Origin of the sequence: Paraburkholderia sp. BCC1885 (genome assembly GCF_900996235.1) — a bacterium.
Classification (GTDB): domain Bacteria; phylum Pseudomonadota; class Gammaproteobacteria; order Burkholderiales; family Burkholderiaceae; genus Paraburkholderia.
On record NZ_CAAJGM010000111.1, the window covers coordinates 12,919 to 24,662 of the forward strand.

Sequence of the window (11,744 nt, forward strand, 5' to 3'; positions counted from 1 at the left end):
ATGCAGGTTTCAACTGACGGATCGAGTGGCTTTTTGCCGGCAGTCGGAACACTCACCGAATATCACTACGGATGCAGCAGCGTAAGTGAAGTCCTGTTCAACGGCTATGGACTGACATGCGGCCTTCAAGGTCGAATCGTAAGCATCACGAACGACTCCGCAACGGTTGCAGACGAGATGATAGTGAGGCTCGCCGCGATTCAATTCATAGATCACGCGTGAATTGCCCAGCGAAGCGCTGGTGATCAACGCCGCATCGAGCAGATACGTCAAACTGCGATAAACACTCGCCAGACTGAGGGAGCCGGTATTGGCGGCGAGCCTGCGGTAGATTTGATCCGCGGAAAAATGCTCGTGCGGATGGTCGCGGAACAGTGTGAGTACGGCGACTCGATTGGGTGTCGCGCGGATTCCCGCTTGCGACAGCTCGGCATGGACTGTTGTCATCTCAGGGCGTGGAAACGTTCGGGCGTATCCTGCGCTATGGATGCTTAAGGGTTGCTTAAGGGGCGCGGGAGTTTCTGTTGGCGCCGAGAGTCCGCCGCAGACAATGTATGGGCGCATGTCGCAATGGCTGACGGGTGTTTCCGACCACTTCACGCCGCAGCACACGCAACCTATCCGACGAAAAAATATCGAGCGCGACTTCGCAACGTCAGGTTACCGAAAGCAAATGCCGTAGCGGCAAGCAGACTCGCGAAGATATCCTTAGACTGATTACTCGCGCGGCAATCGGATGCCGTTGCTTTCTGCTGGGGCGCCAGTGTCCCGCGATCTCGCATGGGAGCCATTCGATGAAGGTGTATCGCTTTGATCAAGCCGGCAGTCTCGACCATCTGACGCTTCACGACGAGCCCACACCCGAGCCGCAGCGCGGCGAGGTGCTGATTCGGGTGCGTGCCTCGTCGCTCAACTATCGCGACATCGCCATGGTCCATGGCAACTACGTAGGTACACAGAAAGCCGGCCTGATTCCGCTCAGCGACGCGGCCGGCGAAATTGTCGCCGTTGGAGACGAGGTCACTGACTTCAAGGTTGGCGACCGGGTCATCAATACGTTCCATGCTCGCTGGTACGGCGGCAATCCGCCTGTCACACTAGGCTCGGAGAGCTACGGGTCGCACCGCGACGGCTGGCTGACCGAATACAAGGTTGTCAGCCAGGAAGCGGTAGTGGCAGCTCCCCCGCATCTTTCGTTCGAGGAGGCGGCAACGCTGCCTTGCGCGGCGCTGACCGCATGGACGTCGCTATCGGGATTGCGGGCGCTGCGCCCCGGACAAACGGTGTTGACGCAGGGCAGCGGAGGCGTCTCCGTCTTCGCAGTCCAGCTCGCCAGACTGCTCGGTGCGCGCGTGATTGCGACAACCTCTTCGACGGAAAAAGCGGCACGGCTCAAGGCGCTCGGCGCCGACGAAGTCATCAATTACATCGAGACGCCGGCGTGGGGCGAGCGGGTTCGCGAGCTTACCCATGGACGTGGCGTAGATCGGGTGCTCGAGGTCGGCGGCGCAGGCACGCTCGAACAATCGATCAAGGCCGTGGCCAACCGGGGTGAAGTCGCGCTGATCGGCTTTCTTGCCTCCGGCCAGTCCGGTCTCGATTTCAACGACCTGTTTCGCAGCGGTGGCGTTTTCTACCGGATCTCGGTGGGTGACCGCTCAGGGTTGCTGGACCTGGTGCGCGCCGTCTCGTCATCCGGCCTGCGACCGGTTATCGATACCGTGTTTCCGTTCGACCGAGCCCTTGATGCGTGGCGCCACTTCGACGATCGCGCGTTCTTCGGCAAGGTCGTTATTTCTCATTGATGCTGGTTCTCGTGGCTTTGGACTAATATCGTTTTTGTTGATAATTTATATTATGTCAAATTGTGGAGCAAAATCCCACACGCGCTGAAGGCAGTCAAGACAGCCTACCGAGCGACAGCGTATCGCCCTGCAACAAGCTAAAAGTTCCAGAATCTCCTGCTTCGAGACGCCTGCCAAGAGCAGGCGTTTTTTATGCACGGCCACCTGACGATACACCTTGCGCCGACGTGCATCATGCAAGCCGCGACGCGAATTCCTGATGAACCAATACAGATTGCGAATCTCCCGCGCAATCGTCGCCAGTTCCTGCGCAGACGGGCGCACCACCTCCCAAAGCTCTAACTGCACCATGCCTCAGATTACCCAGCGAACGCTACACAAAGGGTCATAACGGCAGCACCCGGCACGAACTTGAGCAGATACCCGCTATGCATCGTTTGACGATCCCCAGCTGAGGTTTATACTGTTCATCCATACAGCATCGATTCCTGCCTAACATGATCCTGCCCCCGTTCGATCCACCCAAGTACGACGAACTGCGCGCATGGTGGCAAAGTACCAGGCAACTGACGTTCGGCGGCTGATACTCGAAGTGCAGGCTCAGCGTTACTTCCTTTCGGAGCTACGCGACGTCGCGGACGTCTGTCGTGTCGCGACCGAGAACGAGCGCCGTCTCGCGGACCGCATACACGAAATGAACAATCTGCTGCGCCAGATCGACGCCCAGCTAAAGCGCGTCGATAAGGTGTACCGCTCGCCCCCAATCCCGCACCCCAACGCACCGAATTTCCGCAACCGCCAGAAATAGACACAGCACAGCGCCTCAAATCGTCTGAGGCGGCATAGGCAGATAGGCCTCTGGCGGCACGCTTATAATTTTTCGTTCAGCCCATCCCGCGTACTCTCTCCCTTTCGCAGTGATACTAATGATTTGCTCCCCCTCCAACTGAAGCAAAAAGTGTCTTTCGAGGGCGCTAAGAATCGCCCCGCGCTCGCTCGCTTGCGGGACGCGGTTCATCCAAAAGGCCTCGTAAGCGTCCATCGTCGTCCCGTTCGGAAGACCCACAAACCAATTGATCACGCTTTGTGTTCCAGGGGCAAGAAAATAGTTCAGGTAACGGTATTCCCACATGCGAGCCGCAGCACGTTCCGCCTCAAAAATCGTCTGAAGCTGCGCGCGCTCAGGTGCAGGAATTTGCGGGTTCTCCAATGCGGCGGGCGCGGCATCGTTGACAGCAACCGGTGCAGGCACATTCTCCGCGTCTGCGGCATCCGGCACAGCCTGCTGCGTCACCAGCTTCGCGCCGGCGATTTCGAAACTGGCTATCCGATTAACTAACGACTTAACCTCATCTCGAAATAAAACAACGGCGACTATTGCACCAATGCCAACTATCACCGGCCATGCAAGAAAGACCTTAAGGTACTCAAGCAGCAACGCCCAATTGACGGTACACACGTGGACCATAGTCCCCTCCCTCGCTGTCTGTCTTAAAGAATCAACTTACCATGCCCCGATTTGACAAGCTCCCCCTATATTTCGCGCGTAGACAGCCAGAAGCACCCTAGCTCCTGTCGCCAGAACGTTTGACACCTGTCCAGCGTCGCGCCAACCCGTTTAGCCGCGGCGAACGCAATCTTGAGCGCCTCGGCTGGATCGTCAGACAGTATGTGATCGATGGGCATACGCTCCGGCACGACCACGCCCCGGCTTGTCCAGTAGCGCTTTTCGTTCATCGCGTGTTCCGAAAAGCCTTTCGTGATGTACTTCGCCAGGTATCCAGCCAGCTTGTGCCGCAAGCCCTTCTCCTTGAACGGATTGCGTACGTGAACATTGCCGTTATCGAATCCGACGATGCCCTGCCAGATCGACCGCAGGATTCTGTAGTTTTGCCGACCAGATACGGCAACGTGCAAGTGCCACGCGCCGCGCTGCTGACGCTCTGCGACCGCAACATACTGGAACCCGCCCAATGCCCCGAGGCGACGCCGTAGCGAGTCGAAATCGCGCTTCAGACGGACCTTGTCCTGCATATTCTCCCGGTACGTCAGCGTGATCATGCGATCCGCTCCAATCGCCTTGCAGCGCAACCGCACTTGCTGCTTTGCCCGCTTCGCCGCATCGAGCAGGTTGTCTTCGGTGTTCTCCGACTCGCCGCGCTTCGCTTTGGGCATCAGGCTCATCCGTTGAGCGCCCATATACCGGTCAAAGCGTGTTGCCGTGATCTCGACCTGACCATCACCGAAGTTACGGCCACGAATTACCCACTCGCGTCGGAACGCGGAAAAATCGCCTATACTTTCGTCGTGCATTGCAACTGATCCTTGTAATGCGCAGTTTCACCAAGCCCACACCGTTGCCGCGATGTGGGCTTTTCTTTTTGCCCCGCCCTGCTTCCCTACCTCATGACCCAAGCTATGCCCCGGTTTGCGCCGTTGTCAGCGCTATCGATACGTTAAGTGTCCCTGATTCAAGTTTAGGCGCGCTTCGCGCGCCTGCCGCTGCGGCCCAAGGGCTCGCTTGCGGCACGCGCGCCATCGCGCCACACACGAGCCCCAACGGTCCACAAACGGCCTACAAAGGCGGCTTGGCAGTGAGGGGTTGGCTCGATCACCGGCAACGCCTCACGACCCACCTCAACGCCGATACCCGCTACTCGGTCCGGCGGGCCGCGCTGAGCCGCGCGATACAGGCCACGACTGCGCAGACACACCGCGCTTACGTCGCCCTGGCACCGTGCCGGACACTCCTGACGCTAGACGCTCAAACCTTCTGCACCTGCAGGACCAGAAGCACCTCAGTACGCGCCTTCTGACCGCTATGGCCGTCCAGGAAGTGAGGCAACCACCCCTCGTGATTCGTGGACTGCGTATCCGAGTCCTGCACCAACCCGCCGAGCACCACGACCTCACCATCGTGCATGCTGATCGTTGTCGTCATCTCGCGCGTGTTCTTCGTCGGCGAGTTGTTCACGCCGGTTGTCGTCGCAACGAAGCTCGATATCTGCTCGTCAAGCTGGACCTGAATCGCGTCGGCCATAACCGTAGGCTCTACCGCGAAGATCACGCCAGCGTCCTGATAATCGACCGACTGCACAGGCGTGCCCGTCGCGCCCTGATAGCTAATGCTCCCCAGCGTCGGTACCTGAGAGCCCACGTTAAGACTGACCTTCTCGCCCGACAGCACGCGCACGTGCGGGTCGCTCACTTCCTTGAACCGCGTGTCAGCGCTCAGCGCCGAGATAGCCAGGTTAAGAAAGTGCGCGCCGAACGTCAGCGACGTGGCATCGCCGCTCGTCGCACCGTTCGAAATACCAAGCTGCCCGTCGAGCACGTGCGCCGCAATCGAGAACGCCGAATTCGTCGCGTCCGTGTTCGATACCTCATAGACCCACCCGCGCACCATGACCTCACCGGGCGCCGTATCCAGCTCCGCGAGCACCTTTTTTAGATCACGCACTTCAGCGGGCTTCCCATAAAACACAAGATCGTCGGCCGCCGACACGGAAGACGGCAAGCTGGCCGAACGTGTAGCAGGAGCCGCCGCGCTCACAGCAGACGCCGCAGCACCCGACGCGGCCACCGGAGCACCCACGGCAGCCGTAACCGCATCCCTGACGCTATCTGGCACCCCGGCATCCGGTTGCGCGCCGACACGCCCCGAAAAAAGTGGCTGCACCAGCTTCGACAGATACGCCGCCGACCTGTACTTAGGGTGATACACGAACGCCTGCCGTTCCGCATCCTTACCCTCACTACCGTCTTTCACGCTGACGAAATCCACACCGTCGCGCGTATCGACCTTGAAGCCCTGCGAGTCCAGAAACACGCGCACGAAATCGCGCAACTCGCTATTGTCACCGTCCCACTGAAAACTAACGATGCGCTGATCCTGCAACACGTCCGACGCGATCACGTGCGGCACGTGCATGAACTCGCTGTACAACAGATCCACCAGTTGCCCAAGGTTGACAAAGCGCAGCGCAAGCGCACCGTGCGGTGCATGCAGCGGGACCGGCAACGGCGCGGGCAACGGCAGCGACGGAAGCTCAGGCGGCAATGGCGGCACCGAACCCGCGCCCGCAGCGAACACAGATCCACACAACAACACCGCACAGACACCCACCAGCCGACGCATCATTTGCCCACCTTGACCGAATCGTCCGCCGACGCCGTCGCCGTCCAGACCGCAACACGCTCACCGTCCACAACGCCTTCAAGCGCCATCCCGTTACCGGAAAAACCGTCGCGCTTCACGGCCCGTATCCACCCGCTCTTATCCGTTAGTAGCACGAACGGCACGCCATCAACCGCATACGAACCCACCACGCGCCAGTGCGCCCCTGACGCCGCCGACGCACCCGAACGCGCGCTAGCCCCGGCCACACCCGACGCAGCACCACCCGCCCCCGTCTTTGGCTTGCCCATACCCATCACCGAGCCGTAGCCTTTCCACAGCAGGAAGGCCGCAGCCACCGCCGCCACCGGAATCACAAACAACGCTTTCGGCACGACCGCTTTCGGCTTCGTGTGCATTTCCGCAGAGACGTACAGGTCATACACGTGTCTCGGATACTTCCACGGCCTCTTCACCGCATCCTTGAGCGACCCCTGCGGATTACGCGCCGAGTCCCACTCGTAAAGCATCGCCCGCGCCATACCGAACATCCGCCGCACATGCACATGCCGCCCGATCAGATCGCGTACAACCTTGCTCATCCGGTTCGGATGCTGCGTAATGACAATGATGTCAACGCCAAAATGCCGATGCACGTGCAGCTTCTCGATATCTTCGGACGGCTTGACCGACACGCTCATTGGCGGCCACAGACGCTGTACCTCGTCGACCACGATCACATCATTCGGGCCGACATGCTCCCACCAACGACGCATCCAGGGCTCATCGACCGCCGTGTGATCCACGAGCAGGCCCCTGATACCGTCAACCCATATCCTGCGCCCCTCTTTCGCATACGCTTCAAGCATCGACACGACGAGCAGCGTCTTGCCACTACCGGGCGTCCCCGTCACGAGCGTCATCATTTGATCACCAGCTTTTTGATTGACGACCAACCTTGCCACGTCACGCGAGCCACGATCCCCGAACCGATGAACGACAGCGCCTGAAACACTCCCGCGAGCGCCATCAACGACAGCAGATCATTCGGCAGCAGGCCCACGTTCTGACTCACAAGGTCCAGCAACGCAGTTACCGCCGTATCCGCCCCCACTACGGTGACCAGACCGAACCCCGCAGCGAGCAACGCCTGCAACACCAACGGCCCAATCAGACCCATCAACCACACAGCGAGCGTAGGCATCAGCGCATCCTCACCAGCGAACGCACAGCGTCAGCCGGACGTTCCTCAACGTGCACCGACTCCACCAGCGCCGCGATGAACAGCAACGCCACCACGCCCGACGCGACAGCAAGCACCATCCACAGCTTGTTCATGCGACTATCCCCGAGACAAGAATCATTGCGGCCATGAAGGCCCCGAGCGCTTTCACCAGCGGCGCAAGTCGCTGGGCCACCGTACAAAGCGGCGTGTAATCGAAAGTGAACTGAAGCGATGCCGCTCCGAGAGCAAATGGAACAGTGATCGGCGCTGGACACGACGCGACATACTGACCACCGATCGACCAGGCGTTCGACGTGACAGTGACCGTGCTGGCCGGCAGCGACGGAGCGGTAGCCGACCCTAGCTGCGCGCAACCGGCTACATTCGGATCAACCGAACAGGGATCACTCGCGCCCGTACCCGTGCTCGTTCCTGTGCCGGTTCCCGTTCCTGTGCCCGTCCCCGTCCCTGTACCCGTGCCCGTTCCCGTCCCGGTGCCTGTACCGGTTCCCGTACCTGTGCCGGTCCCCGCGACGCCATCCGAGCCGACACCCGACACCGGCAGCGATCCGATGCCCGACGCCGGGGCCGTACCCACGCCGCTACCCGTACCCAGCGAATCGCCCACGGTAGGCCAGTAGCCCGGATTTGCGTTCGCCCAGTCTGAAGCCTCGTCAGGCGTAATCGGGTTCGTCGGGTCAAACGGCGGACCCTGATAGCCCGGTTGCGCAGCCGCGTTTTCCCATTCGTCATTCGCTATCGAAGCCATGAGCGACGGACTCACCGCCTCCGCCGCCTCGGAAGCCGTGACAGCCGCCGCAGCAGCCGACGCCCCGTACCCCTGCGTCACGTCACCCGGCGACGCCCCTTGCGTGTTCGGAAACGTGCCGCCTGGTGTCGTCAGCGTACCGAGGCACTCGTTCGTGTTCCCGGTCTTCGGATCGAACGACAGAAACTCCATGCCCGAAAACGAATCTCCCGTTCCACCGAGACCATTAAGTCGCGCGTTGTAAGCACTCTGATACGCCTGACACGCCGCTTCGCCGGTCAGGTAAAAAGTCTGGCCGCCGTCATACGTCCATCCACGATCAACCGTCACGACGGGCGACCCCGGCAAACCGTTACCGCTAAAGAGCCAACGTACCAGGCCGCCCACGTCTACCGCCACTTCCGACGCCGCATGCAGCACGTTTGAGCCGACCTGGCCAAGCCAGCCAAGAACTGTCGTGCCAAGCGTTTCCGCCTCACTCGCCAGGCTGTTCGCATATGTCGATGCCGCCTGAAGCAGTGCTGGCACCTTCGGATCGGACTCGCTAAGCCCCATCGCCTCGGCATGCTCCTGCAAGATGCCCGACAGCGCGATGTTCATTTTCGAATACGACCACTGCGACGAGCTCGGCGGCGACGTGGACTCAGGCGCACCCATCGGCCCGTATGTCACCGTGCCTACGTTGAACTGCGCAAACGCCGGTTGCACCAGCAGCAAGAACGCCGCAAGCACCAGCCACCGCTTACCTGCCCGCATCGCAACCCCCTACAGAAAAAGAATCAGCCCCACGGCCCAGCACGTGCCGACCGCAATTGCCACGCACTCGTAAAACCACGTCATCGCTCATCCTCACCAAACAGAAAACGAAACGCGCCAACCGACCACAACACCAGGCACACGCCGATCAGCACCGCAAACACCACTAGCGACTCGCTCACGACTCCCCCGACGACTCAACAAACCGACCCACCATGCGCACGCCCCACGCCACCGCCATCACCATCAGAACCGCACCGCCAAGCTCAAGACCCACCCCAACGCCGCCATCGACCGGCGAATCGTCGCCACTCGCTACCGCAGCGACCTGCAACAACAACGGGTTTCCCGATGAATCAGTCCCGCATGCCACGTCCTGCCCGCTGGACGTCACGTAGGTAACCGACGAAGCGCCTTCAGGCCCGCACACCACTGCCGAGAACGCCATAGCTCCCCCAACAAAAAGGGGCGTCCCCCTGACAGAGAAACGCCCCTTAACCAAGCGACAGACGGACTAGCGGCCCAGGAAGCCAAACACCTTGCGGAATCCCCAGACCACACACAGGATGCCCAGGATCGCGCCGCCCACGGTCGTGATGCTCGTGGCAACGCCACCAATCGACGACACAGCCGACGAGACATCCACACCCGATGCCTGAGCGAACGCACCGCCCGCTACAGCCATCAAACCAGCGCCAACAGCAACCAGCTTCACTTCTTTTTTCATTTCTTCCTGCTCCCTGATTCGGCCCACAAATTGAGATTCGCCCGCCTGGGCCAGATGCGAACGAACCGACTAACGTCCAGTCACTCGGAGCCCGCGTTATCCGCGCGTCGGATTGCGACCAACACGCGGGTCACATACGCGGCACCCCTCAGGCAGAGATTGACCCCAAGCAGCACGTTCAGTAGCGCCAACTGCGACGCAACCGGATCGACCGCGAACGATGACAACCTGTCCATCACCACCCCCGCGCCAAACGCATTACGCCGTTACGCCCGCACCAGCTTTCGGCTTCGCACCCGGCATGCCGAACGGCACGAGCGACACCACACGCGGCTCGAGCTTGCCCTCCATCGACCGGAAGAACGAAAACTCCGCAACGTAGTCCCCCGGCGTCGAATCCTTGAGCGCATCCGGCAAGTTGATCGTGCCAACGAGCAGCGACTTACCCTCACTGTCCTCTTGCTCCAGAATGCACTGCGCTTCATGGATCGCCCACGCATTGCCGGTTTTCTTGGCGATGCCGGAACGGTGCGCAACATCGAGAATCGTCAGCTTCTGCTTGTTCATATCAATCACCTTTCATTAGTAGTGCTATGCACACTGGATAAGCCCACTCGGGCAACAAAAGAGCCGCAGACTAGCCACGACCAGAACGCCTAACGCGTCACTGCTTTAAGGTCACTACAGGCACCGCAACCGCCCGCACGGTCCACACCGCACCAGGCGCACAACTCATCAACAACATCGAGCGACACAGCCCGGAAATCCTGGCGCCGAATCTCGGACGCACACGACCGCACCGGCACGCTCACCCGACCATCGAACAGGTCCGGCGTCACGTGATCGGACGGGCATTTGCTCATTGGCTTAACAGCGGAAGGGGTTCACCGGCGCGCCCACTTCGACGGGCACCAGCGTGAGAAATTCGGGTTGACGGCCCATGCGGACCAGTTCAGCGCTCGCCTTGACGCGGGCGTCTTGCGCGTCCGGCGCGGACACTTCGATTTTGGCAATGCGCGAGTGCGCGCACTGTGTAAAGGCGTGGACTTCGTATGCTGGCACAGCTAACCCCCGTTAGTGGCTTGCGACTCCCCGACTTCGCGGGGTTTACCTTTGCATGATCCCTGGATAGACTCAGGATATCTACAGCAGTGATATCTATGGCATGGATAATAATCTACGCTATAGATATGTCAAGCCCTAGGAGAGCACAAAATGCGGTCAGCGCGATATCTGGACCAGCTTCGCCAAACGAAAGGGTTCACCAACGACACGGAACTCGCCGATTTCCTAGGCGTGAAACAAAACACGATCAGCCAATACCGTCACGCCAAAGGCTTCATGAGCAACGAGGTGTGCCTGAAAGTGGCTGCAGGCTTAGATATGGACAATCCCATGCCGGTCATCATGGCCGCAGATATGGATCGCGCCGAGAAAACAGGCCAACGCTCCTTATGGGAAGTTTTTTTGCCGAGGATGGCGGGAATTAGCGCAGCGCTGATCCTCGGGGTTGTCGCAAATTTTGTGACACCCTCACCTGCGCATGCTGCACCCATGCTTAAAAATGGGGTCGGGCCTTTATATTATGTCAAATTTATTGCGTAGGTACATTGTGCGTTCAAGGCAACCAAGCCAGCACATGAGGCGCGGCGAAATCCCACATCCAGCCCCACAAAACTTAGATTTTTATATCCCGCCCGACGCCCGAGGTTCACCATTCGGGCGAATACCCTCAATTGCGCGTGACCTAAGCACCATCGCGCGCTCAAAATCTGCCCGCAAGATCAGGACATCTACCCGGACACTCGAATAACGGACCAACCGCAAACCGGCCGCAGCGCAAATCTCATTCTTTACGGCGTCACGTTTCTTCGCACTGTCTGACAGGTGGCTTCTATCATCCAGTTCAATGGCATATAGCACAGTCCCCGCAGGCGAACACACCACATAATCGAGAATCTTGCGATCAAACCGATTACGGGCGGACTTGCCGCCAGCTATAACTTCGATCAACGCTCCCATCGCCACTTGCGCATGAATCTCCACATCCGGCAAGGCGCGCCGGAGCAAGCCGATGAATTCCCGCTCTCGTGCCGTCATCAGGCTGCGCAGGCCATAGCGGACCGGATCGCCGCGTTTAGATCCAGCGCCTCGACGATTCGGCTCCGCCACGACCAACATGAAGAATATCGCCAGGCCGACAATGATTAACCACACTACGACATGCATATACCGTCTCCCCGATTGCCACGCAATAAGCGCGGCAACGGCCATTCACGGATGATCTGCAATAGCCGCTCCGTGTTCCGGCCTTGCTGCTCACATGCGCCGACACAACGCCGCCA

Annotated in this window: 16 protein-coding genes; 3 read left to right on the forward strand and 13 right to left on the reverse strand. The window is 59.9% G+C overall.

What is annotated here, in order from left to right:
• Positions 1 to 9: 9 nt before the first annotated feature.
• On the reverse strand, positions 10 to 447 hold the full coding sequence (locus FQ755_RS09040) for a Fur family transcriptional regulator (protein WP_144153274.1): 438 nt from the start codon (positions 445 to 447) through the stop codon (positions 10 to 12).
• A 347-nt stretch (positions 448 to 794) separates the two neighbouring features.
• On the opposite strand from FQ755_RS09040, the gene FQ755_RS09045 reads away from it, so the two are divergent.
• Positions 795 to 1,805 (forward strand): zinc-dependent alcohol dehydrogenase family protein, encoded by a 1,011-nt coding sequence (locus FQ755_RS09045; RefSeq protein ID WP_144153276.1) that lies wholly within the window; start codon positions 795 to 797, stop codon positions 1,803 to 1,805.
• A 544-nt stretch (positions 1,806 to 2,349) separates the two neighbouring features.
• Entirely contained in the window at positions 2,350 to 2,613 is a 264-nt protein-coding gene (locus FQ755_RS09055) for a hypothetical protein (RefSeq protein WP_144153278.1), read from the forward strand.
• Between the two features lie 15 nt (positions 2,614 to 2,628).
• On the opposite strand, the gene FQ755_RS09060 is transcribed toward FQ755_RS09055, so the two are convergent.
• From FQ755_RS09060 to FQ755_RS09105, 11 genes are all read right to left on the reverse strand, one after another.
• Positions 2,629 to 3,273 (reverse strand): hypothetical protein, encoded by a 645-nt coding sequence (locus FQ755_RS09060; protein WP_144153280.1) that lies wholly within the window; start codon positions 3,271 to 3,273, stop codon positions 2,629 to 2,631.
• Between the two features lie 65 nt (positions 3,274 to 3,338).
• Positions 3,339 to 4,118, reverse strand: a complete 780-nt coding sequence (locus tag FQ755_RS09065; protein WP_144153282.1) for a hypothetical protein — start codon at positions 4,116 to 4,118, stop codon at positions 3,339 to 3,341.
• Positions 4,119 to 4,569: 451 nt separating this feature from the next.
• On the reverse strand, positions 4,570 to 5,946 hold the full coding sequence (locus FQ755_RS09070) for a type II secretion system protein GspD (RefSeq protein ID WP_144153284.1): 1,377 nt from the start codon (positions 5,944 to 5,946) through the stop codon (positions 4,570 to 4,572).
• Positions 5,943 to 6,848 carry a zonular occludens toxin domain-containing protein gene (locus tag FQ755_RS09075; protein ID WP_144153286.1) on the reverse strand — a complete coding sequence of 302 codons (906 nt, stop codon included), beginning with the start codon at positions 6,846 to 6,848 and terminating at the stop codon, positions 5,943 to 5,945. The genes FQ755_RS09070 and FQ755_RS09075 overlap by 4 nt, the downstream gene beginning before the upstream one ends.
• On the reverse strand, positions 6,845 to 7,126 hold the full coding sequence (locus FQ755_RS09080) for a DUF2523 domain-containing protein (protein WP_144153288.1): 282 nt from the start codon (positions 7,124 to 7,126) through the stop codon (positions 6,845 to 6,847). The genes FQ755_RS09075 and FQ755_RS09080 overlap by 4 nt, the downstream gene beginning before the upstream one ends.
• Positions 7,126 to 7,260 (reverse strand): hypothetical protein, encoded by a 135-nt coding sequence (locus FQ755_RS38050; protein WP_260858450.1) that lies wholly within the window; start codon positions 7,258 to 7,260, stop codon positions 7,126 to 7,128. The genes FQ755_RS09080 and FQ755_RS38050 overlap by 1 nt, the downstream gene beginning before the upstream one ends.
• Complete coding sequence (locus FQ755_RS37245) at positions 7,257 to 8,672, reverse strand: virulence factor TspB C-terminal domain-related protein (RefSeq protein WP_186308464.1); 1,416 nt, start codon at positions 8,670 to 8,672, stop codon at positions 7,257 to 7,259. Before FQ755_RS37245 ends, FQ755_RS38050 begins: the two co-directional genes overlap by 4 nt.
• 178 nt (positions 8,673 to 8,850) lie before the next feature.
• Positions 8,851 to 9,120: a hypothetical protein gene (locus FQ755_RS09090; protein ID WP_144153290.1), complete on the reverse strand. Its 270-nt coding sequence runs from the start codon at positions 9,118 to 9,120 to the stop codon at positions 8,851 to 8,853.
• 66 nt (positions 9,121 to 9,186) lie between these two features.
• On the reverse strand, positions 9,187 to 9,399 hold the full coding sequence (locus tag FQ755_RS09095) for a major capsid protein (protein WP_144153292.1): 213 nt from the start codon (positions 9,397 to 9,399) through the stop codon (positions 9,187 to 9,189).
• A gap of 258 nt (positions 9,400 to 9,657) precedes the next feature.
• Positions 9,658 to 9,966 (reverse strand): cellulose synthase, encoded by a 309-nt coding sequence (locus tag FQ755_RS09100; RefSeq protein WP_144153294.1) that lies wholly within the window; start codon positions 9,964 to 9,966, stop codon positions 9,658 to 9,660.
• 300 nt (positions 9,967 to 10,266) lie between these two features.
• Complete coding sequence (locus FQ755_RS09105) at positions 10,267 to 10,461, reverse strand: hypothetical protein (protein ID WP_144153296.1); 195 nt, start codon at positions 10,459 to 10,461, stop codon at positions 10,267 to 10,269.
• 153 nt (positions 10,462 to 10,614) lie between these two features.
• Between FQ755_RS09105 and FQ755_RS09110 the strand changes: the two genes are divergently transcribed.
• Complete coding sequence (locus tag FQ755_RS09110) at positions 10,615 to 11,004, forward strand: helix-turn-helix domain-containing protein (RefSeq protein WP_144153298.1); 390 nt, start codon at positions 10,615 to 10,617, stop codon at positions 11,002 to 11,004.
• A gap of 81 nt (positions 11,005 to 11,085) precedes the next feature.
• Here FQ755_RS09110 and FQ755_RS09115 read toward each other — a convergent pair whose 3' ends face one another.
• Positions 11,086 to 11,628 carry a DUF2726 domain-containing protein gene (locus FQ755_RS09115; protein WP_186308465.1) on the reverse strand — a complete coding sequence of 181 codons (543 nt, stop codon included), beginning with the start codon at positions 11,626 to 11,628 and terminating at the stop codon, positions 11,086 to 11,088.
• Between the last annotated feature and the right edge of the window lie 116 nt (positions 11,629 to 11,744).